Annotated in this window: 25 protein-coding genes and 1 riboswitch; of the genes, 5 read left to right on the forward strand and 20 right to left on the reverse strand. The window is 43.5% G+C overall.

Annotated elements, in window-relative coordinates:
- Positions 1-2 precede the first annotated feature (2 nt).
- The 13 genes from AJGP001_RS14070 to AJGP001_RS14130 form a co-directional block, all read right to left on the reverse strand.
- Positions 3-551 carry a bifunctional adenosylcobinamide kinase/adenosylcobinamide-phosphate guanylyltransferase gene (locus AJGP001_RS14070; RefSeq protein ID WP_071153028.1) on the reverse strand — a complete coding sequence of 183 codons (549 nt, stop codon included), beginning with the start codon at positions 549-551 and terminating at the stop codon, positions 3-5.
- On the reverse strand, positions 533-1612 hold the full coding sequence (locus AJGP001_RS14075) for a pyridoxal phosphate-dependent aminotransferase (RefSeq protein WP_071153027.1): 1080 nt from the start codon (positions 1610-1612) through the stop codon (positions 533-535). The genes AJGP001_RS14070 and AJGP001_RS14075 overlap by 19 nt, the downstream gene beginning before the upstream one ends.
- Positions 1599-2552, reverse strand: coding sequence for an adenosylcobinamide-phosphate synthase CbiB (gene cbiB / locus AJGP001_RS14080; RefSeq protein WP_071153101.1), 954 nt, complete (start codon positions 2550-2552; stop codon positions 1599-1601). Before cbiB ends, AJGP001_RS14075 begins: the two co-directional genes overlap by 14 nt.
- The gene (locus AJGP001_RS14085; RefSeq protein ID WP_071153026.1) at positions 2552-4015 is read right to left on the reverse strand and encodes an adenosylcobinamide amidohydrolase; all 1464 of its coding nucleotides are present in this window, start codon (positions 4013-4015) and stop codon (positions 2552-2554) included. Before AJGP001_RS14085 ends, cbiB begins: the two co-directional genes overlap by 1 nt.
- Positions 4016-4017: 2 nt before the next feature.
- A complete protein-coding gene (locus AJGP001_RS14090) occupies positions 4018-5019 on the reverse strand; it encodes a FecCD family ABC transporter permease (RefSeq protein WP_425439664.1) in 1002 nt (333 codons plus the stop codon).
- Positions 5003-5974, reverse strand: coding sequence for an ABC transporter substrate-binding protein (locus AJGP001_RS14095; RefSeq protein ID WP_071153100.1), 972 nt, complete (start codon positions 5972-5974; stop codon positions 5003-5005). The genes AJGP001_RS14090 and AJGP001_RS14095 overlap by 17 nt, the downstream gene beginning before the upstream one ends.
- 174 nt (positions 5975-6148) lie before the next feature.
- Positions 6149-6335: riboswitch (cobalamin riboswitch) on the reverse strand.
- Positions 6336-6379: 44 nt separating this feature from the next.
- Positions 6380-8041 carry an arginine--tRNA ligase gene (gene argS, locus AJGP001_RS14100; RefSeq protein WP_071153025.1) on the reverse strand — a complete coding sequence of 554 codons (1662 nt, stop codon included), beginning with the start codon at positions 8039-8041 and terminating at the stop codon, positions 6380-6382.
- Positions 8041-8448 (reverse strand): YwiB family protein, encoded by a 408-nt coding sequence (locus AJGP001_RS14105; RefSeq protein WP_058384424.1) that lies wholly within the window; start codon positions 8446-8448, stop codon positions 8041-8043. The genes argS and AJGP001_RS14105 overlap by 1 nt, the downstream gene beginning before the upstream one ends.
- Positions 8449-8641: 193 nt before the next feature.
- Positions 8642-9865: a cation:proton antiporter gene (locus AJGP001_RS14110; protein WP_071153024.1), complete on the reverse strand. Its 1224-nt coding sequence runs from the start codon at positions 9863-9865 to the stop codon at positions 8642-8644.
- 138 nt (positions 9866-10003) lie between these two features.
- The gene (locus AJGP001_RS14115) at positions 10004-10501 is read right to left on the reverse strand and encodes an antibiotic biosynthesis monooxygenase family protein (RefSeq protein ID WP_078080674.1); all 498 of its coding nucleotides are present in this window, start codon (positions 10499-10501) and stop codon (positions 10004-10006) included.
- Between the two features lie 568 nt (positions 10502-11069).
- Complete coding sequence (speB, locus tag AJGP001_RS14120) at positions 11070-11942, reverse strand: agmatinase (protein WP_078080675.1); 873 nt, start codon at positions 11940-11942, stop codon at positions 11070-11072.
- 3 nt (positions 11943-11945) lie between these two features.
- Positions 11946-12779, reverse strand: a complete 834-nt coding sequence (gene speE / locus AJGP001_RS14125) for a spermidine synthase (RefSeq protein ID WP_078080676.1) — start codon at positions 12777-12779, stop codon at positions 11946-11948.
- A gap of 397 nt (positions 12780-13176) precedes the next feature.
- The gene (locus AJGP001_RS14130) at positions 13177-13692 is read right to left on the reverse strand and encodes a YwhD family protein (RefSeq protein WP_071153023.1); all 516 of its coding nucleotides are present in this window, start codon (positions 13690-13692) and stop codon (positions 13177-13179) included.
- 61 nt (positions 13693-13753) lie between these two features.
- On the opposite strand from AJGP001_RS14130, the gene AJGP001_RS14135 reads away from it, so the two are divergent.
- A complete protein-coding gene (locus AJGP001_RS14135; protein ID WP_038704761.1) occupies positions 13754-13939 on the forward strand; it encodes a 2-hydroxymuconate tautomerase in 186 nt (61 codons plus the stop codon).
- Positions 13940-14782: 843 nt separating this feature from the next.
- Here AJGP001_RS14135 and AJGP001_RS14140 read toward each other — a convergent pair.
- From AJGP001_RS14140 to AJGP001_RS14150, 3 genes are read right to left on the reverse strand one after another with little or no spacing between them, the layout of a single operon-like run.
- Complete coding sequence (locus AJGP001_RS14140) at positions 14783-15277, reverse strand: YwgA family protein (protein WP_058384418.1); 495 nt, start codon at positions 15275-15277, stop codon at positions 14783-14785.
- The gene (locus tag AJGP001_RS14145; protein ID WP_058384417.1) at positions 15278-16582 is read right to left on the reverse strand and encodes an HD domain-containing protein; all 1305 of its coding nucleotides are present in this window, start codon (positions 16580-16582) and stop codon (positions 15278-15280) included. It lies immediately after the preceding gene.
- Between the two features lie 53 nt (positions 16583-16635).
- Positions 16636-17457, reverse strand: a complete 822-nt coding sequence (locus tag AJGP001_RS14150) for a lipoate--protein ligase family protein (protein WP_071153022.1) — start codon at positions 17455-17457, stop codon at positions 16636-16638.
- 175 nt (positions 17458-17632) lie between these two features.
- Here AJGP001_RS14150 and hemQ point away from each other — a divergent pair, with 175 nt between their 5' ends.
- The gene (gene hemQ / locus AJGP001_RS14155) at positions 17633-18382 is read left to right on the forward strand and encodes a hydrogen peroxide-dependent heme synthase (RefSeq protein ID WP_058384415.1); all 750 of its coding nucleotides are present in this window, start codon (positions 17633-17635) and stop codon (positions 18380-18382) included.
- 272 nt (positions 18383-18654) lie between these two features.
- Here hemQ and AJGP001_RS14160 read toward each other — a convergent pair whose 3' ends face one another.
- The 4 genes from AJGP001_RS14160 to AJGP001_RS14175 are packed head-to-tail and all read right to left on the reverse strand — an operon-like array spanning position 18655 to position 20777.
- Positions 18655-19032, reverse strand: coding sequence for a DUF423 domain-containing protein (locus AJGP001_RS14160; protein WP_071153021.1), 378 nt, complete (start codon positions 19030-19032; stop codon positions 18655-18657).
- A gap of 20 nt (positions 19033-19052) precedes the next feature.
- Positions 19053-19319, reverse strand: coding sequence for a YwdI family protein (locus tag AJGP001_RS14165; RefSeq protein ID WP_071153020.1), 267 nt, complete (start codon positions 19317-19319; stop codon positions 19053-19055).
- Positions 19320-19377: 58 nt separating this feature from the next.
- Positions 19378-20058 carry a uracil-DNA glycosylase gene (locus AJGP001_RS14170; RefSeq protein ID WP_071153019.1) on the reverse strand — a complete coding sequence of 227 codons (681 nt, stop codon included), beginning with the start codon at positions 20056-20058 and terminating at the stop codon, positions 19378-19380.
- A complete protein-coding gene (locus tag AJGP001_RS14175; protein WP_071153018.1) occupies positions 20058-20777 on the reverse strand; it encodes a DUF4230 domain-containing protein in 720 nt (239 codons plus the stop codon). The genes AJGP001_RS14170 and AJGP001_RS14175 overlap by 1 nt, the downstream gene beginning before the upstream one ends.
- Before the next feature lie 69 nt (positions 20778-20846).
- On the opposite strand from AJGP001_RS14175, the gene AJGP001_RS14180 reads away from it, so the two are divergent.
- The 3 genes from AJGP001_RS14180 to AJGP001_RS14190 all read left to right on the forward strand — a co-directional run bounded on the left by AJGP001_RS14180 (position 20847) and on the right by AJGP001_RS14190 (position 22547).
- The gene (locus tag AJGP001_RS14180) at positions 20847-21101 is read left to right on the forward strand and encodes a hypothetical protein (RefSeq protein ID WP_071153017.1); all 255 of its coding nucleotides are present in this window, start codon (positions 20847-20849) and stop codon (positions 21099-21101) included.
- 59 nt (positions 21102-21160) lie between these two features.
- Complete coding sequence (pdxK, locus tag AJGP001_RS14185; protein WP_071153016.1) at positions 21161-21994, forward strand: pyridoxine/pyridoxal/pyridoxamine kinase; 834 nt, start codon at positions 21161-21163, stop codon at positions 21992-21994.
- A gap of 202 nt (positions 21995-22196) precedes the next feature.
- Positions 22197-22547: a YojF family protein gene (locus AJGP001_RS14190; protein WP_058384408.1), complete on the forward strand. Its 351-nt coding sequence runs from the start codon at positions 22197-22199 to the stop codon at positions 22545-22547.
- Positions 22548-22553 lie beyond the last annotated feature (6 nt).

A 22553-nucleotide genomic window follows, 5' to 3' on the forward strand; every position in this document is an offset into this window, starting at 1 on the left:
TTTCACTTCCTTCTAAATGACAACCCATTTTCCATTTCGAGTGCCTGATCAGCTTGCTGAACGAGCCAAATATGAATACGCCCAAGCCAGCTTTGGTACAGTCGATCTCGCACAAAGTCGTCTAATACTTCATTTGAGACAATTGTCAACGAATGGACTGTATTCAACATTTCCAGAATCGTCTCTTGTAACTTACCCCATTTCTGCTCCATGCAGTCTTCAATGTCAGCACACATATTGCCCGTTTCCCAACCTTCATAAAGTTCATTGGCAAGCCACGTTGTTACGCAGTCCCATAGCACCAAATCGTCCGGTTCAAGCTCTTGTAACACATTTGCCATACTGTAGGCTTGCTCAATAGTTAGCCAGCCATCTTCCTGCCGATCTTTTCGATGACGTTCAATGCGCTCGATCATCTCTTCATCATAAGCTTGACCGCTAGCCAAATAAATCCTCCGGCCCTTGCCAGTATCACGTACAAGCATTTCTGCATAAGTGCTTTTGCCGCTACGAACTCCACCACTGATAAAAACTAATTGACCTCGAGCCATGCTGCAATCGCCTCCCGAAGTTTCTCCATATTTTCCGTTGACTTCATGCCGATTCGGAACCACTTGCCATCCATTCCTCGGAACGATTCCGTGTGTCTAAGGACCATTCCTTTTTTTAATAGTTCTACGAAAAACGCTTGAGAATCATACGGGTCTGGCAACTGAAACGACAAGAAATTAGCGGCAGAATCAGTTGTTCGACAATGATTTCTACTAAAAAACTGCTGCATCTTCTGTCGTTCTGCTGAAGCGGCTCCAATCACCTTGAAGCGATAACTGACTGCTTTCAGACAATCTGCTCCAATCGCAGCAGACAAGGCATTAACATTCCAATGTGCCGCTCCTTGCTTTAATTGATCGATTGTTTCAGTTTGACTAACCGCATAGCCCAGTCGCAACCCAGGAATTGCATACATTTTGGTCATCGAACGAACAATGATAACATTCGGAAATTCCTGTAAAAACGGCATAAACGAAACTTGTTCGCCAATAAAATCGATAAAGGCTTCATCAAGTACCAGTTCGCAGTTTTGAATTAAACAAGCTTGCGCTATTTTTTTAAGTGTTTCGAGGTCTAACAAAATACCTGTAGGATTCTGTGGGTTGCAAATGTACAGCGCCGTGCAGCCTACAATGGCGGGTTGAAGTTTTTCCAACGTCAATTTCCAGCCATTTTCCGGTCCCAGCTGAATCACTCTGATCTGAACGTTTTCCGATTCCAGCGTTTGGCGGTATTCAGAAAATGCCGGTTCGATTAATACTACTTGTTGATTGCGATATCTTCTAGCTAACCAAGTGAAAATCTCAGCTGCACCGTTCCCTATAGCCAGTTGGTCTACTTTTACTTGATGAAATTTTGCAGCTGCTGTGCGAAACGGTTCTCCTTGTGGATCGGGATAAGTTCCGACCCGTTCTAGCATTTTGGGCCACTGTTCTGCCAAGAATGCAGGTGGACCGAACGGATGAACGTTTTCGCTGAAATCCACAATTTGCTCAGGGGGAGTGATTCCAGCTTGTTTATACAGATGTAGTGGATTAGCTCCGTGATTAGGCAATACCAAGCAAGACCCCTCCTAAAACAAATAAAATGAAAAATCCAATGGTGACTCGTTGCATGTGTCCAACAGTGTCATGAATATGTCGTGCTTCTAATGGATAAATCGGGATTCCCATTCGTGCACGGTAAGTCTCGACTCCACGATAACGATTTACACCACCGAGCTCAATGCCCAGTTGCACCGCTGTAGCCGCTTCTAACCAACCACTGTTTGGACTTGGATGCTTGGGTGCATCTTGTAGCCATTTCGCAAAACGTTGATGTAAGGACAGTGCCTGTTTGTTTTCTGTCATGATTAAAATCAAAAAGCCGGTTAACCGACTCGGAATGAAATTCAGCACATCATCGGTTTTTGCTGAAGCAAAGCCAAACTTCTCAAATTCCTCATTATGATAACCGACCATTGAATCCAGCGTATTGACCGCTTTATACAACCATAATCCAGGTGCTCCAAGCAAAAATGCCCAGAATAATGGCGCGGTCACACCGTCGCTCGTATTTTCAGAAACCGTTTCAACAACGCCTCGCGTTATTTCACTTTCATTCAAGCCAGCTGTATCTCTGCCGACAATCCAAGATAATTTTTCACGTGCTAACACCATATCTTTATCGATCAGCGGCGTGTAAACATCCATCGCTGCGTCTTTTAAGCTCTTCTGGGCAAGTCCAGAAGCAATCAGTAAAGCTTCTAAGACAATTCCTACAAAAAGGTTCGACGAGTACGCCAGTGCGACAACTAGATAAACAATCAAAAACACGGTCAAGGCAATAGTTCCTACTAACAAAAAGCCGTTTCGGTAGGCGTTTGCCCCCTTGTTCCAGCGACGCGTTAATATGCTTATTGCTGTGCCGATCCAGCGAACCGGATGCGGCCAATTTGGTGGATCTCCAACCATACGATCGATGGTTAAACCTAGCATTATCGCGATAATATGTGCCATTATCAATTTTTCGCTTTCGCTAGTTCATATAATTTGAGTGCTTCGACAGTACACTCAAAAACGCCAACACCGATTAATTTTCCAAGCTCGGTAATTGGCCCTGCATAAGGCAATTGCTCCCCTTGTTGCGTTGCCGCAACCAAACAACTATCAGTCGATGTTCCGGTTGCAATTGTACCAGTCAGCGGATCTTTAACTTGCTCTTGTTGAAGTGCTTTCGTTTTGGCTTCAGTCGCCGTAATCATTGCTTGGATAAATGCTTCATCCGACAAAACTCCATTAACTAGTATCCATGTGTTGATGGTACCAACGCGTAGCGTACGTTCTACTGCTTTTGAGACATCCACACCGTTTCCAACGCCTGCAGTTACCGCAATGACGACCGAACCAAAAGGACCTGCATATTCTTTAACAATGGCATCTTGCGTTTGAACCGCTGTCATCATTCCTACTGTATCCGTCGTTTTCAAGCCATTTCCCGCAATATACTCCGTCATTTCAAGAACACTATCATCTACATTATAAAACGCATCCACATGGCGGTTCATAAAATTCCGGAACCATCCGGAGCCTGCATTGACGACTGCTGAGGAAACCGTTTTTAACGGAATGGGGCTTTTGTATAGCACCATGTCTTTAGAAATCTGAAATTCTTCTGCCCGAATTTTGAAGATGGCTGAAGCATTCTTAACTCCTGGCAATAAAGTGATTTGCGGCTTTGGTAATTCAGGATGTGGGTGATTGCTAACTCGCGTTTTATAGACCCGTTCAATATCCTGTTCGCGAACCACTTCATGTGGTTCACCCATTCGAACAACTTGACCCCGGTCAAGCAACAATAATTGATCGCAATACATAGACGCCAAATTGATATCGTGAAAAATCGAAACAATGGTTAACTCTTTTTCAATAGCTTGCTTTTTAATGGTATCGAGCAATTCCTTTTGATGGTTAATATCTAAGTGGTTCGTTGGTTCATCTAATAGTAAAATGTCCGCATCTTGCGCTAATGCTTGTGCGACGAAAACACGCTGCTGCTCGCCACCAGACATCCGGTCAATTTGCGTTTTTTCATAATGGCTAATGTCCATCAAGCGCATGGCTTCTATAACGGTCCGCTCATCTTCTTCAGACCATAATGAAAACCAGCCCCCTTGATGCGGATACCTGCCAAGCGAGACCGTTTCTCGAACTGTATGGGAAAAGGCGTGTGTATGCAATTGAGGCAATACCGCCATTTTTTTCGCTAGTTCTTTAGCTGGAAAATCTGCAATCGACATACCTTCGATTCGAACTTCGCCGCTTTCAGCTGGCAATACACCACTAATTAATTTCATTAAGGTCGATTTGCCGCTACCATTTGGCCCTAAAATACCTAGAATAGAGCCTTTCTTCACAGTAAAAGATACGTCTTTTACGATATTTTTATCGCCGTAGCCACCTGTTAGATCCTTTATTTCAAGCATTGTTATACCCCTCCTTTGCGCTGCCGGAAAAAGATAAAGGCAAATACCGGTGCGCCGATAAACGCCGTAATGACACCAATTGGCAATTCTGTTGGTGAGATAATCGTTCGTGATACCAAATCACAAACGATCAAAAGAGCGGCTCCATTAATAAACGACAAAGGCAAAACGTGGCGATGATCCGATCCCCATAATAAACGGGTCATATGCGGAACGACCAATCCGACAAAACCAATCGTTCCAGAAACCGAAACAGCGGCTCCTGTTAGTACCGATCCGCCAATCAAGATCGTCATTTTGCTCTTTTTGACATCTACGCCTAAGTGCTGCGCGCGTTCTTCACCGAACAGCATCGCATTTAATTCACGACGCTTTAGCCATAATATGAAAGAACCGATTAACACAAACGGCAACGCCATTCGGACATATGGCCAACCACGCATAGACACACTGCCGAGCAGCCACCCGATAATTTGCCGTAACTCTTCTCCTGTTAAAGCAATCATTAAAGAAATAATTGATCCAAGAAATGAACTAAAGATGATTCCAGTTAAAATGACGGTTTCCATTTTCATCGAGCGATCCACCAGTTTTGCAAAGCTCATAACGGCAAACATCGTCAGCAATGCTCCGATCATGCTCATAACCGGTAAGGTGAAGGGTCCTAAAAACGGTATCGAAATACCAAAAAAGAGCGTCGTCACAGCGCCGACTGAGGCACCGGAAGACACTCCCAGGGTGTAAGGATCGGCCAATGGATTTTTTAAAAGCCCTTGGAACGCAGCACCCGCAATCGCTAACGCTGCTCCAACAAGCCCTGCCAAAATTACGCGAGGCATGCGAATATTCCATAAAATATTGGCCGCCGCTTCATCTGATGACGGATTCCACAGCACAACTGGTGAAATAGAAACCGTTCCAACGGTCACCCCGAGCAATACGGCTCCTACTAAAATCAGCAGAGAGACGCTGTATGCTACTAGATGTTTACTCATTGAAAACATCAGGATAAACTGCCTGTGCCATTTCCATTAGTCCTGCAGTTAAACGTGGTCCTGAACGAGTGAGCATATCTGAATTTAAGCTGTAGATGGCATCTTCTTTAACAGCTGTTACTTCTGCAAAGCCGCCACGTTTTTTAATTTGACCGACTGCATCTTCAACATAATCGCCTTCTGTCGTGATCATAACATCCGGATTTGCTGCAACGATTGCTTCTGGGTCCATAATAACCCATCCTTCTAATTCGCCAGCAACGTTTTCCGCATTAATCAATGTCAACATTTCATCCATGAATGTGCCGCTTCCCGTTGTGTAAATGTCCGGTTGGCTGCCGACTTCTAAAAAGACCGTTTTGGGTTCTTCAATTGTTGCTGCCAGTTCTTCGATTTCAGCCACTTGGACTTCCATTTCTGAAACTAGTTTTTCTGCTGCTTCCATCGTTCCTGTCGCTTGTGCAATTTCTGTAATTGAATCGTAAACTTCTTCAAAACTAGCCGCATTTTGAACGACGAATACGTCAAGGCCTGCATCACGTAATTGTTGCAATCCAGCATCTCCAACACCTAGTCCCGATTCGTGTGCAAGCACTAAGTCTGGCTGAAGGCTAATAATTTTTTCTACATTAAATTCTTGTCCCCCAATTTTTTCAACATCCGCTGTTTCTTCTGGGTAGTTATCATAATCGGATACGCCGACCATTTTTTCGCCTAATCCTAATTCATAAGCAATTTCTGTATTCGATGGAATCATCGAGACAATAGCTTCTGGCTCTTCTTCAATAACAATTTCATCTCCGACTGCATCTATGATGGTTACCGGATATTCAACTTCTGCTACTTCTGTCGGTGGTTCTGCTGGTGTTTCGACATCCTCTTCTGGCGTTGCTGTATCTCCACATCCTGCTAGTAAAACGGCTGCTAATCCCGCTGTTGCTCCAAACTTCCAAAACTTGTTCATCATTAAAATCCCCCTAGAGTGTCGTGTTTTTGTTATAAAAAATCGCTGCAGGCGGACGCTGATTTGTGGACTACTTAAAACTGACACAAAACAAAATCCCCCGCAAAGTTCTGCGAGGGATTGAAAGGACGCCATAAAAAAGCATGCGCATCCAGCCTTTCCTCGCAGGCATATGGGTGTGTTGTCATAAAGGCAGGTCTCCTGGCTTGTGATCATTGGTGTTTGCACCTTCCCAAAGCATTGCTTCAGTGGCATGTTGCAAATTCCTCTCACATACAGTGGCGGGACCGCGCCGGAGTTGAACCGGCTTCCCTTTTAACTCATGTTCTTAGACATAAGCACCTTTATGAATCGCTATAAAGTTCGAATTCTGTTTCATTATACACGTAACCGTTTAGCTTTCGCTTACATTTTTTCAGGAGCTCTAACGCCGACTGTTTTGAGTGCATTCGCTAACGTTGTTTTCACAGCCGTGATCAATGCCAAACGAGCACTTGTCATTTCGGCGTTTGCTGCATCTAATACTTTATTGGCATTGTAGAAACTATGGAAATTTGACGCCAATTCTTGAATGTACGTTGTAATGCGGTGAGGTGCACGTTGTTTCGCTGCATCTGCGATGACTTGTGGGAAATCCCCAATTTTTTTCAACACATCAATTTCTTTTTCAGAAGTCAACAAGTTTAAATGCTCTTCTGAAGCTAGTAAACCTTGTTCTTCTGCTTGACGCAAGATTGAGCTAATACGAGCATGCGCATATTGCGAGTAATAAACCGGATTTTCGTTGGACTGAGAAACAGCCAAATCCAAATCAAAGTCCATATGCGAATCGCCTGAACGCATCGCGAAGAAATAACGAACGGCATCTAGTCCAACTAGTTCGACTAGTTCGCGCATCGTTACCGCTTTTCCTGTACGCTTGCTCATCTTCATTTTTTCGCCGTCTTTGTACAATTGCACCATTTGAATAATGCTCACTTCAAGTGTATCACGGTCATACCCAAGCGCTTCGATCGCCGCTTTCATCCGTGGAATATAACCGTGGTGGTCAGCACCCCAAACGTTGATCAGCTTGCCAAAACCGCGTTGCAATTTATCTTCATGGTAGGCAATATCCGGCATTAAATACGTATACGTGCCATCATTTTTAATTAAGACACGATCTTTGTCATCTCCAAATGTTGTTGACCGGAACCAAGTAGCACCTTCTTCTTCAAAGACATGACCATTTGCACGGAGCTTAGCTAATGCTTCATCGATTTTACCGTTTTTGTATAAGGATGATTCTGGGTACCATTCATCAAACTCAACGCGGAAGTTTGCTAAATCTTGCTGCAGTTTAGCTAATTCCACTTTTAACCCGTGTTGACGGAATGTTTCAAAACGCTCTTCATGCGTCATGCTGACAAATTTTTCGCCATGTTCTTGAACCAGCGCTTCTGCGATGTCTTTAATATCTTGGCCACGGTAGCCATCTTCTGGCATGCTGTCGCCTTTGCCAAGTGCCTCAAAATAACGCGCTTCGATCGATAAAGCCAAATTGTTAATTTGGTTACCGGCATCGTTAATATAATATTCACGAGATACATCATATCCAGCCAAGTCTAGAATGTTGCATAGCGAATCGCCGACTGACGAGCCACGCGCATGCCCTAAATGCAGGTCTCCAGTTGGATTAGCCGAAACAAACTCTACTTGGATGCGTTCATTGCCGCCTGCCGTTGAACGCCCGTAATCTACTTTTTGCTCTAGTACGGTTTTGACAACGTCCTGCAAATAATCTTTTTTGATTGTAATGTTGATAAATCCGGGTCCAGCAATATCTACTGTTTGGATGTTCGCTGCATCTTTATCAAGATTTGCTACAATCGCTTCGGCAATTGCACGAGGTGGCTTTTTCGCCAAACGTGTTAATTGCATCGCAATATTCGTTGCATAATCGCCATTTGTTTTATCTCTCGGTGTTTCCAACTGTACTTCAACTGATTCTGTTGTTAACTCTGCTTTTTCGATTGCTTCCGCAAATGCTGTTTTAATGGCGTGTTGAACTTGTTCTACTGCATTCATTATTTAGCCTCCATAAATTGTATTTCCATTTCGTATTCACCGACATGTTCTGACCCTAATGCCATATCGTATCGAACCTTGAATCGTGTATCACTGATCAACAGTTCATGCGCTTTCGTCGTCAACATAAACGATCCTTGTTCATTTGTCAGATTGCCGGTTTGTTCTTTATGTAATAAAAAAGGGAGCCGCATCTGCAAGCCGCCGCTTCTCATAATCACCGCTTCATTTTCTTGAAGTTTAACCATCGTCCGAATTTCAAGGTCATCTTGCTGCTCGGCATACTGCAAATAGCGCAGCTGGTTTTTCTCCGTTAATGTTCCTCGAGATTCCAATACCATTACTTGTTCTTCCATTTCCGGCTGACGGATCGTCGTTGTCAGTTTTATTTGTACTGTCTTTTGCATGTCTCTCCGCCTCCCCGTCAAATAATAACCTTCTCATTATAGCCCGATTCACTCGGCTTTTTCAATACAGCACCTACTTGTTTGCACCAGTTCTTTTTACCGGGACGTTGCGAATGGAGAAATTCGATAAATTTATAGCAAAAACCGACCCTTTATTTTAGGGTCGGTTTATTTTTCATTCGTATGATTGGGTTTATCTTGACTGAAGTCCTAATAATTTAATCAATGGTTTGATGGTTAAGCCTTGAATGACTAAAGAAAACAGGACGACCGCAAACGTTAAGATTAAAATCGTTTCACGTCCGTCGAAACTTGCCGGGAGACTTAATGCTAAGGCAATCGATAAACTCCCTTTTAACCCGCCCCAGTTCAATAAAATCCGCTCTTTACGATTTAAGTCTTTAGCCGGCATTGTACTGAAAAACAGAGCAACAACTCTCGCCACTAAAACAATCACAATGGCCAACAAGATGATCAACCATTGGCCAGAAAAATCGATATTGCGAATTTCCAATCCGACAATCAAGAAAATTAACGAATTCGCAATAAGTGTGATGACGTCCCAAAATGTATTAATCGCATTTTTCGTTAACTCTGACATCCCGATTTTACCGCCGTAATCATTAAAAACAAACCCTCCTGCTACTACAGCGATGATTCCAGACACGTGTATATGCTCTGCGATAAAATAACTCCCGAAAAATAATAATGCAGAGATGGCAATTTCAAAAGGATAATCGTCATAAAAGCGAATAACTTGTGAAAAGAGGTACCCCAGAATGACACCCACCAATATGCCTCCTACAGCAAAACGAAGAAATAGCAACACACCACTGCCTAAGCCTGCCCAGCCCATATCAATATAAGTCAGTAAATAAACAGACGCGATTTGAAATAAGACGATCGCAATTCCGTCATTAAAAAGAGATTCGCCTTCCATAATTGTGGAAAGCTTTTCTGAAACCCCTGCAGATTTAAAGATGGATAAGACACTGATTGGATCGGTTGCGCTCATCAATGCCGCAAACGTAAAAGCGACCGCTAAAGGAAGACCTAGCAAAAAATGAGTTAAAAACCCAATCACAACAAATGATATAAATGTTCCACCTAAAGCAAGGCCTAATACGGTCTTTCTTCGTTTGTATAAATGATAAAAAGGAAGCTTTAACGTAGCATCACCAAGCAGGATAGGTAAAAACAAAGAAATGATGATCACTTGGAAAACTTCCGATTGTGTAATAAATTCTTCGGCCATGTCAATGAATGGAAATGGTAAGCTAGTCGTTCCCAGCAAAAGACCTACCAGAACTAATGCAATGGTGTCTGGTTGCTTGATTTTTCTGGCAATCCCGACAACTGTAATCGCAATGGCCAATAACACCAAGATTTGGATGAATACCTCATCAAACTCATGCATAAGTCACTGTCCTTTCTTTTTTATTGCTTTCTTCATCTATATCTCTTATTGGATTTTAATAAACGTAGCGCCCACTATTTCTGGAACCAAAAACAGACGGGAAAACAATTCGTTTTCTCCGTCTGCCTTATTTTAATGTTACTTCGTATAGGTAGTGACAAAAGAAGGTCGCGGAAAAATATTTGGTCGTTTGTCTATCCCTTCTTTTGTACCACGTTTTGCATGTGCATGACCATATGCTTGTGACTCTTGCCAATCTTTAAACGATTTCTCGTCTTTCCATAAAGTTAAAATAGTATAAGTATCCGAATAAAGCGGACGCAGTACACGTATTGCTGCAAAGCCAGGTTCTTTTTCTACCATTCCAACTCTGTTTTGAAAACGCGATTCAAAAAGATCGCGACCTTCATCTGTTACCGGAATATTGTTAAAAACCGCGTAGCCGCCGTCCTCAATATGGCCCACAGCGTTTAACACTTCATACGCTTCTGCGTTGCGTAAAGTTGTCCCGTCTCCTGCCTCGTAAAGCACCACAGCTTCTTTCTCATTCTGTAACTGGGTCATGTTCGCATTTGGTTGGTCTGCCTTAGTTTGTTCGACTTGAGCTTGTGGCCCCGTCCATTTATACAATTTCATGCTACGCACCTCTTCTACTGGATTCTTTTTTTCATTTTACCGTTTTCAAGAGAAGTTTTCTAATTTAGGCTCTTGCCACCATAAGAAAACCCGTCTAGAAACATTCCAGACGGGTTTGACGGTCTATTTAATTGGCTGGAAAAACGCCGCTTCGCTAGCGCGTCTTACGCCCGTCGAATCTACACGGCCGCTTGCGCTTTTCTTATTGGCTAGCTCTAGCGGCTAGTCCCTCGGGGTCTTAAGTCAGCCCACTGCAGAAATCAAGATTTCCTGCGTGTTCTGTCTTAAGCCTGTCGGGACTGAACAGCCGCTTGCGCTTTTCTTATTGGCTAGCTCTAGCGCACAGCTCTTTGGGTCATAAGCCGTCTCGACTGTGCGGCAAAGAACGCCGCTTCGTCGATCCGTCTTATGCCCGGCAGAGCTACATGTGCGCTTTCGCTTTTCTTTTTGGCTAGCTCTAGCGGCCAGATTCTAGGGTCATAAGTCACTCTAGCTGTGCGGCTGAAAAAACGCCGCTTCGCTAGCGCGTCTTACGCCCGTCGAATCTACACGGCCGCTTGCGCTTTTCTTATTTCACCCAACCTAAAATCATTTCGCGCATTAATTTGCTTGCTGTGTTCGCTGTTTGGTCGGAATGATCGTACACGGGTGCTAGTTCTACAAGGTCAAAACCGACGACATTGACACCTGATGCTGCGATTGCATGGATAGAAGCTAGTAATTCGCGAGACGTGATACCGCCTGCGTCAACTGTTCCGGTTCCTGGTGCGTGTGCAGGGTCTAGTACGTCCATATCAATCGTGACGTACACATTGCGCCCTTCAAGCGTTGGCAAAACTTCTTTTAACGGCTCGAGCACTTCAAATTTCGAAAGGTGCATGCCGTTTTCTTTGGCCCAGTCAAATTCTTCTTTCATCCCTGAACGAATACCAAATGAATAGACGTTCTTCGGTCCGATATGATCTGCGATTTTGCGTATCGGTGTCGAATGCGAATATTCTTCACCTTCGTAGTTTTCGCGAAGGTCTGTGTGCGCATCAAAGTGAATAATTGCCAGATCATCGTATTTGCTAGCGACTGCTTTCATTACGGGCAATGACACCAAATGCTCGCCGCCCATGCCCATTGGAATTTTTTCGTCCGCTAAAAGAGTGTGTACATACGTTTCGATTTCCACTAAGCTTTTTTCCGGATTACCGAATGGTAACGGAATATCACCTGCATCAAAAAACTTAACGTCTCCTAGCTCACGATCAAGGTACGGGCTATATTCTTCTAGTCCAATGGAAACTTCGCGAATTTTGTTCGGACCAAAACGAGAACCTGGACGGTAGCTAACGGTCCAGTCCATCGGCATGCCGTAGAGAACTGCTTTGGATTCTTCGTAATTCGGATGGCTTTTAATGAATACTTTTCCTGAATACGTTTCGTCGAATCTCATGTGTTATTCTCCTGTCAAATCTTTCACGAATTTCGGTAATACAAACGCAGCGTTGTGTAACTCTGGCGTGTAGTATTTCGTGTCGATTTCATGGAAACGTTCTGCTGGTACTTCTAGTGGGTTGTACTTTTTCGAACCAATCGTGAACGCCCACAAACCACTTGGGTATGTTGGAATGTTCGCCAAGTACAGACTAGTAACTGGGAAAATTTCTTTTACATCACTTTGCACTTGCTTGATCAAATCTGCTTTAAACCACGGGTTGTCCGATTGCGCGACGAAAATACCGTCTTCTTTTAAGGCTTTTGAAATTCCTGCATAAAAACCTTTAGAGAATAAGTTTACAGCGGGTCCAACAGGCTCTGTTGAATCTACCATAATCACGTCAAATTCGTTATCTGATTCTGCAATATGCATAAATCCGTCTCCAACAATTACTTCTACGCGTGAATCTTCTAAGCCTGACGCAATGCTCGGCAAGAATTTTTTCGAGTACTCGATTACTTTTCCATCAATGTCGACAAGTGTCGCTTTTTTAACAGACGGGTGCTTTAAAATTTCACGAATTACGCCGCCATCACCGCCGCCAACGACTAAAACGTTTTCTGGGTTCGGGTGTGTAAACAAGGGAACGTGTGCAACCATTTCGTGATAAACAAATTCGTCTTTTTCAGAAGTCATGACCATGCCGTCTAAAAATAGCATATTGCCCCACTCTGCTGTTTCTGCCATTTCAAGATATTGAAAATCTGTTTGTTCTGTATGAAGGGTTTTATTGATTTTCATCGTAATCCCAAAGTTTTCTGTTTGCTTTTCTGTATACCAAAATCCTGCCATCTATAACCAAACTCCTTTTCATTCTGAATAAAATCCACTTAAAAAAGTATAAGTGTTTTCCAAAAAAGTGCAATATTTATTTCATACTCCTCTTTACCCGCTCAAAGCTGCACTACACTAAAAATAAAAAGGTTTTCTGTGCAGGGAACTTTTTCCCTGCACAGAAAACCTTTTTAAATCCTGATGGTGCGGAGAAAGAGACATGAGGCATTGGGCTTGGGTTTTATCGCAATGGCTCACGGCACTTGCTCGCTATCAGGTGTCCTAGCTTTCTATTGAAAAGCTGTAGTTCTAGTGTACTGCCTTTTATAAACAACTTCAACCATCCGGTAGACGCAATTTGAAATGTCATACTCTGTTCAAAAAGCATTTTATTATCACATGAACACGTTTTTTATCATCTACCTAAGTCTTGATGAAGTTGCTCTGAGCTATTGTTCCACATTTCTGCGTTATGCGATTCTAAATAGTCGGCCAGTACGCGTTTTGATGGCTCATCCATTTGGTCCACAAGAATTTTGCGTTTCATTGATTTGTCCATGCGGTTCACGTGATCTGCTAAAATTTTGTAGCCTCTTCGTTTTTCACGATTGACGACCATTTCACACGCTGCAACTCCGGCGTAATAAGGGCCTACCGGATTAAAATCGATGGTGATCCACACAAGCCAATAATCTTTGCCACCTGCCGAATCTTCTCGGTTAGTTGTAAATTTAATGCCGCGCTCTACTTCACTGCGGGCATGCATGGCACCGATATCAATAAACGCTTCTTGCTCTTCTACGTCAATAAATAAGGGAGAAACATTCTCCAAAGATAGAGACCCAATGCCATAACCTTTATGGCCGTCCGTTGGATCATTTTTTATAATGGTAAATCCTACTTTTTGTTTTGGTTTTTCTTCATTCGCCATTGTCTGAATCCTCCGTTCTGCTATGATGATAGTATTCTTAAGAAAAGGAGCTGTATTCATTATGCCATACGTTACTGTAAAAATGCTCGAAGGTCGCACAGAAGACCAGAAACGCGCACTTGTTGAAAAGGTATCCGAAGCCGTTTCTGAAACGACAGGCGCACCAATCGAAAACGTAACCGTCTTTATCGAAGACATGAAAAAAACAGATTACGGCACAAAAGGCAAACTCTTTAGCGATCAATAAAGAAAAGTGAAAGCAGCCGTGTAGATTCGACGGGCATAAGACGCGCTGGCGAAGCGGCGTGTTTTCAGCCGCACAGCTAGCGTGGCTTATAACCCGAGAATCTGGCTGCTGGAACTGGACAACTCGAAAAGCGGAAATGGCCGTTCAGCTTCGACAAGCATAAGACGCGCTGGCGAAGCGGCGTGTTTTCAGCCGCACAGCTAGCGTGGCTTATGACCCGAGGAGCTAGGCACTTGCAACTGGACCATAGAAAAGTGAAAGTGCCTGTTCAGCTCCGACGGGCATAAGACGGACCAGCAGTGTGGTGCTCTCTGCCACACAGTTGGGTTGGCTTATGTCCCGAGGAGCTAGGCACTTGCAGCTGGATCAATAGAAAAGTGAAAGTGCCTGGTCAGCTCCGATAGGCATAAGACGGACCAGCAGTGTGGTGCTCTCTGCCACACAGTTGGGTTGGCTTATGTCCCGAGGAGCTAGGCACTTGCAACTGGACCATAGAAAAGTGAAAGTGCCTGGTCAGCTCCGACAGGCATAAGACGGACCAGCAGTGTGGCGCTCTTTGCCACACAGTTGGGTTGGCTTATGTCCCGAGGAGCTAGGCACTTGCAGCTGGATCAATAGAAAAGTGAAAGTGCCTGGTCAGCTCCGACAGGCATAAGACGGACCAGCAGTGTGGCGCTCTCTGCCACACAGTTGGGTTGGCTTATGTCCCGAGGAGCTAGGCACTTGCAACTGGACCATAGAAAAGTGAAAGTGCCTGGTCAGCTCCGATAAAAGCTAGATTAGACATTTCCCATAAAATAGCCAAAAAACTCCCGTTACGGGAGTTTTTTCGTTTGCTGCTTGTTATGAACTCAATTCCGCAATAAAGGCAAAAGAATCTTCTATCTCTTCTACTGTAAAGTTAAGTTTTCCTTTGACGATGTGTAGCTTGTCAATTTGTTCCTGATGAGGTAAATTATCGAAATACAAGAGTGTTGCGGTTAACTCTAAAAAACGGCCACTTTTGGCGTTCAGTTTTTCAGCAGTCGCTGGGTTTTCTAAAATAGAGGTGCCCAAAACCTTGCGAAACTCCTGACCTTCTTCTGTTACCGTATATTTATATTGAACATAAGAACCTTTATCCTCTAATGCCTCTGATAAAAATCCCATGTCGCATAACTCCTCTACACGAGCAGTCAATTCCTCTGAATACGGTCCATAAATATGAAACTCGTATTTTTCCTGAAACGGAATGTCCAGCTTCTTCATGATGTAAATCATTTTCTGCAATTTCTTGCGACCGGTTACACCTTCTGCAGTGGCAATAAAGTCCACAATTTTTGCGTGTTCTTGGAGCAACTAGACCCCTCCTTCTCGAAGCATTTCCAAAATCTGCTGCTTGATGGCTGTCTTTTTGCCGTCGATCAATAGTTCAGCTGGAAAATACAATTTATAATCCGTTCTGCGTTTACCTGAAATCGCATCCACAATTTGTGACAAGCGTGATAATTCTTTAATATCACCATTTGGCATTAACAAATGAATTGGCAAACGTTCTTCTTCTTCACCCGGGCGATAAAAATCATAAGGCAAGTCAGAAGTTGAATCATCAATCAAATAATACTCTGGGTCTATGCCGGCAGAACGAAACAATTCGGTCAACTCGCCCAGCTTCTTGTAATTCTTGGCTGGGTCAAAATCGACATATTGAAACAAACGCCTGTTGACAAATCGGTCGCACAAGTCCGAAAGAATCGGATCGCGTTCGGTCATCCATAATTGAAAATAAGTCATTAAGACGCCTTCATCTAGCGCCAAATAGTCTTTCAACGTAAAACTGCGGTCAAAAAATGATAAGAAATGAGTTGGAGGTTGTTCGAATTTATAGCCATTTCCACTCAATTCTTTTGCCCGTTGAAGGATTTTCCGTAAAATCACTTCTGCACTGCGCGCAACTGGATGGAAATACACTTGCCAATACATTTGATAGCGGCTCATGATGTAATCCTCAACTGCATGCATCCCACTCGATTTGATCACCACTTGATCCCCTAGTGGGCGCATCACCCGTAGAATTCGCTCCATATCAAAATGACCGTACGAAACCCCTGTATAATAAGCATCGCGCTGAAGATAATCCATGCGATCCGCGTCGATTTGACTAGAAATCAACGACACAACCTGTTTATTTGAATACGTTTTAGCGATAACTTCTGCCACTTTCGTCGGAAACTCTGGTGACACGTTCTGAAGAATTTCGTTAACCTCAGTATTTCCAAGCAGGATTTTCCGTGTAAATTCTTCGTGATCGACAGAGAAAACTTTTTCAAATGAATGCGAAAACGGACCGTGTCCCAAGTCGTGAAGAAGCGCTGCGCACAACACCACTAACCGTTCATTTTCATCCCATTCTGGACGACCGTGAAAAATATCATCCGAAATCCTGCGGACGATTTCATAAACGCCAAGCGAATGGTTGAACCGACTATGTTCCGCCCCGTGAAAGACTAAATATGAAGTGCCCAATTGCTTGATCCTGCGCAAACGCTGAACTTCGCGCGAATTGATCAAGTCCCAAATCACTTGGTCGCGCACGTGGACATATCGATGAACTGGATCTTTAAAGACTTTTTCTTCGGCTAATTTTTGTGTTGCGTAACTCACCCGCGCACCTCCGTTTTTTCATGTAACAGCTATTCTACACCAGCGCCACAATGCTATTCAAGAGGACGTTCTAGCATTTTTCGGTTCCGCTCAACTACACGATCTAAATAAAATCCGTATAACTCTGTTTCATCAGGCTGTAGCGCCATCGGTACTGGTGACCCCATCAAAGCATGTAAATCTACAACAACTTCTTGGACAGTAATTTGTCTTGCCAATAGTTCACTAAGCGATGCCATTGTTTCTGGTTTTATTTCAGGATAGGCAAACTTTGTTTCTTCGCCTTGGAGTCCCGCTTTGTAAAAGTCACGAATGACCTCTGCACGCTGTGCGCCACTACCTTCAATACATAAATAAACTTGAACAGCGATGCCGCGACGAATTCGGCGCTGTGAAATGCCCGCGAATTTCCGACCCCCAATGCTGAGATCGTAAGAGCCTGGACAATACGATCCCACGATTTCGTAGGCGTCAATATCCGCTTCAGGGAATAATTCACGCACCAAATCGAGCATCAAGTCGTAACCCGCTGAGATATCGATGGCGTTGTCTTTTTCCGATAGCACGAGCGAGATGTTTAAAACGCCGGCATCCAGCACAACTGCCAGTCCTCCTGAATTCCGTACAATCGGCGTAAAGCCATGGTCTTTTAATACATCCATGCCTTTTTCAATATGCGGCAAACGATGATCTTGGATTCCTAACACTACCGTATCGTCGTGCACCCATGTTCGAACGGTTGGCGCGCTCTTTCCCGCCCCCACCAACTCGCATAATGTGTCGTCTGCTGCAAATGATTCAAGTGCAGAGCGACTTTTCGCGCTTAACGATTGATTCCAAAAACGCCAAGCTGTTTCTTCAAAAAATAACGGCATATTTTTTTCTCCTCTTTCTGCAATTCCATGTCTCTAGTTTACTCTTTTCAGCAAGCGCTGAAAACCCGTGGACGTCATGTCAAATTAGTGACAGCCATTTGTTTTAAAGGAAGTTGTATGGCCAGTGTGATAAACTGATTGATGAGAGATTTACATTAAAAGGAGTGTTTGAGTAATGAATGAAGCTGCAATTACATTAGACGGCTGGTACGTTCTCCATGATTTCCGCTCAATGGACTGGGTTTCGTGGAAAATGCTAACGGACGAAGAACGCCAATTCGCGATCGACGAATTCCAAGCATTCATGGACAAAATCAACCAAGCTGATGAAAATAAAACCGGCGCACATGCCTTGTATTCAATTGTTGGCCAAAAAGCTGACTTGATGTTAATGATGTTGCGTGAAACGATGGACGAATTAAACGAACTTGAAACAGAATACAACAAATTGACATTGATTGCTTATACAGTTCCTACGTACTCATACGTTTCAGTTGTTGAGCTTTCTAACTACCTTGCCGGAAAATCAGATGAAGATCCTTACCAAAATCCACATATCCGTTCTCGTCTATACCCAGAACTTCAACGTTCGCAGTATATTTGCTTCTATCCAATGGACAAGCGTCGCGACGGTGATGATAACTGGTACATGCTCCCAATGGATACACGTAAAGAATTAATGCTATCTCATGGTAAAATCGGCCGTAGCTATGCTGGTAAAGTCAAACAGATCATTTCTGGATCTGTCGGCTTTGATGACTACGAATGGGGCGTTACTTTGTTTGCAGACGACGTTCTTCAATTCAAAAAGTTGATCTACGAAATGCGTTTTGACGAAGTCAGCGCGCGTTACGCAGAATTTGGTTCATTCTATGTAGGCACACGCCTAGATGCCGAACGCACAACTAAAATGTTAGAAGTTTAATTGATCTATATTGAAAAGTCGCCCTTTAGGCGACTTTTTCTATTTGAATTTTTGTGACCGCACCTCGTGAAGAGATTTCCAGCAAACTTTTATGAATTTATTCCAATTATTTGGATATACTGTCCGAATGGAACAAAATACTGTCCGTTTCGCGACAAATACTGTCCGAATTCCATCGAATACTGTCCGAATCATATACTTTACTGTCCAATCGGCAAAACGACTCAAAAAAAGGGCAATTCGCGCGAAGCGAATTGCCCTTTTCAACGTCATTATAATGCTTTAGCTGCAGCGATAATGACCATGATCCAAGCGGCGATAAACGCAATGCCTCCGATTGGCGTAATAGCGCCAAGAACTCCGATTCCCGTCAAACTTAATACGTATAAGCTACCTGAGAAAATAACAATTCCGGCAAGCATTAAATAACCGGCCCAACTTAATGAACTGAGTGATCCGAGTAGCGTTGAACTCATCAAGATTGCGACAACAATCAAGCCAATCGAGTGAAACATTTGATACTGTACGGCAGTTTGCCATGTATCCAAATACTTGTCTGCAACACGACCTTCTAAAAGGTGTGCGCCAAATGCGCCGAACGCTACAGATAAAAGAGCGTTAACCGCTCCAGCAATTAAGAAAAACTTCATAGTTGACTTCCTCTTTCCATTTAAAATTCAAACAGCGAATCGCCGTTTGCGTCTTCTTCTTTCAGCTTGTTGACGGCAGATACTGTCTGCGTTTGCGGCTGAGGGGAAGAAAGCGGCACGGCACGTGGGGTTTGAATGTCGCTCATCGGTTGCTCGTCTTCTAACAACAAATCGCATAATGCACGAATGGCTACGACTGAGTCGCGAAACTTTGAAGAATCGCCATCCCGAGCACGCGTCGTATGCTTGTCGATTTCATTTAAAATACGCGTCGTATCGATGGCCATGATACAGCCCCTCTCCGTTTTGATTTAATTCCAGTTTAACACGTCCACCTGCTAGAGTTCAGTCCAAACAAAAATCAATAGGCTGTTGTCCACGGCTTTGTAACAGACTGTTCACTTTTGAATAAGGCCGACTGCCAAAAAATCCACGATGGGCGCTGAGCGGACTTGGATGAGGCGCTTCAAGCACATCATGTTTATCGAGGTCAATCAGTCGTTTTTTCATTTGGGCAGGTTTGCCCCATAATATAAAAACAATTGGCTCTTCGCGCTCGGACAATTTACCAATCACGCTGTCCGTAAACGTCTCCCAGCCTTTGTTGCGATGCGAATGTGCTTCTCCTGCTCTTACTGTCAATACGCTGTTCATCATTAAAATGCCCTGGTCGGCCCATTTCGTTAAAGTGCCATCTTTTGGTTTTTCGCAACCAATATCTTCTTTTAATTCTTTCAGCAAATTCCGTAAGCTTGGCGGATGCGCTACTCCGGGTAAAACAGAAAAACTAAGTCCATGTGCTTGGTTGGGACCATGATATGGATCTTGTCCGAGAATAACGACTTTTACATCGCGATAGGCAGTATGTTCAAAGGCCGACCAAATATTTTCCATTGCAGGATAAATCGTTTGCTCAGCGTATTCTTCTTTCAAAAACGCACGCAGCTCCAAATAATACGGTTTGTCGAATTCTTTACCGATGACCTGCTGCCAATCGTTGTGAAAAATTTGTTTTTTCAACTCCATCACTCCTCGAACTCGACTGTAACATCATAATTGACCAAGCCGAACATCTCTTGAACAGAACGCGCAGCATTATCTTCGGCCGTCTGTAACACACCTTGACCTTCCGTTTCTTGAAGCATCAACTTTTTAGCTTCTTCTGCCAGTTCGTAAGCTTCAGAAATGTCAGCCCCGCTGCGAAACAGCCCTTCATACGAATAAACTTCTACTTGATCCATAAACAATTCCGGTCCTCCTAGAAATTCTGCTGGGGGCAATGTTAATGTCGCTGTTTGAGCATCTTCATCGAGTACTATATCGTCTTCAGATACTTTGGAAAAATCAATTCCAGCTCGTACTGACCCTGGAATAATGACCAATAATTGCCGTTTTGTACCAGGCAAATCGAGGCCAATCTCCTGACCAAATAATGAATTGTCCTCGCGTTCGATAATCACTTTCGAAAAAGCTTCCGCTGTGGACAGTTCATTCAAGTCCTGAATCTGTTCTAAAAAAGCGCCTTTACTTTCTGTGAAGGTGCTGCCTTTAATCATCCAAAAAGCTCCAAGGGGCAAGGCCACTAAAAGTAATAGTAAAACCACAATGAGCACTAAAAAAGAATTGCGAAAAACACTCATCATCAGTTTGGCATATTTCCAGAAGCCAGATTCTTTCGTATCCCCTTGCTCTTTCATTTCTTCTAACAACCGTTCGATTTCAGTCATCCGTGGATCTTTAGCCAAAATATCCCCTACTTTCTTATGTTCTATTTATCCAGCTTCATGGTACGATTGTCCAAAGGAGCGATTACGATGGCCGATTGGCGCGAAAAGATTACGAGTGTTTCAAAAACGAAAGGCACAACAGCTCCTGAAAGCGCAAAGCGCGCTGGACTAGGCTGTTTAGGTGTAATTATTGCTATTGTTTCTATTCTAACATTACTTATTACGATTGGTCTTTTCAAAAGCGGCTTTGTTTTAATGGGCATTTTTGCGACTGCCTTTTTGCTTATTTGCGTTGCAACTACCATTTTACTGCTTGTCCCGAATAAGCGTAATTCGTTGTAAACACTCGAAATTTTGTTAAAATAGTGGCAAAGACAATCCAATTTAGAGGAGCTAACCTAATGACACTCAAAAAAACCTTAACCATTGCTGGATCAGATACTTCTGGCGGTGCAGGCATACAAGCAGACCTTAAAACATTCCAAGAACACGGAACTTATGGCATGAACGCATTAACGGTCATCGTCACAATGGATCCTGAGAATGGCTGGAGTCATGGGATTCATCCAATCGCATTAGATACACTAGACGCCCAGTTGAAAACAGCGTTTTCTACAGGGGTTGACGCTTTGAAGACTGGTATGCTCCCAACTGTAGACATCATTGAAATGGCCGGCAAAGCCATTGCAGACTCTGGAATCAAAGACGTTGTCATTGATCCCGTTATGGCTTGCAAAGGGGAAAACGAAGTGTTGTTCCCTGAAAATGTGGATGCCATGATAAAGTATTTATTGCCAAACGCCAAAGTCGTGACACCCAACTTGGTAGAAGCGGGCAATTTATCCGGAATGGGCGTGTTGAAAACTGTTGAAGACATGCAAGCGGCCGCTGAAAAAATTCACGCACACGGCGCAGAATTTGTGGTCATCAAAGGCGGCAAACAGCTCCAGCATGAAAAAGCAGCAGACTTATTGTTTGATGGCAAAACACATTATTTACTGACATCTGAAAAAACAGATACCACTTATAACCACGGCGCAGGTTGTACGTTCGCTGCTGCGATTACCGCGAACTTAGCAAACGGGCAATCTGTTAAAGACGCTGTTCTAAATGCGAAATTTTTTGTCGCAACAGCAATTCAGCACGGCTGGAAGCTGAACGAATACGTTGGTCCAGTTATGCACGGTGCCGCTTCGAAATTCACAAAACCTGAAGTCATTGTGACTGAATTATAAGCAAGAACAAACGCGTGCCGGATTTTCTTCGGCGCGCTTTTTTTGCGGTCCAATTTTGTTGCTGTTGAAATGAGGTGCGGTTGTTAGCCTCCTATCTGCGGGCGAATTCTCAGGACAATCTTAGCTTTACAAAGCAACCTAATCGCATTCTCATACATAATTCCTTATACTGAAAGAATACCGATTTTATAGGAGGAACATCATGGAATTAGTTGAAGTAAAAAAATTACAAGTCCAGCTGGATGCTTTTGCCGGTAAAGATGTTTACCTTCATTTGGAAACAACCAACGGCTCTTATGCCTCACATTTTAACGAAAGTTTTTTCAACGCCGGTGCATTTATCCGGAACGTTGTGATCAATTACGAACTTGGAAAAGTGGTTGGTGACAGTCCACACCGTGTTGGACTAAAATTACCGCATGGCTGGGTCTACGCACAAGGCATTACGCATTACGAATTAGACGAAGAGGGTCGGCTGTTGCTTGCCGGACACGCCGGAGACGGAAAACTAGCGGTTGCGCTTGAAATTAGCGAAACACCGTTTAGTTATTAAAGGAGG

The sequence above is a fragment of the Planococcus faecalis genome (genome assembly GCF_002009235.1).
Classification (GTDB): Bacteria; Bacillota; Bacilli; order Bacillales_A; family Planococcaceae; genus Planococcus; species Planococcus kocurii.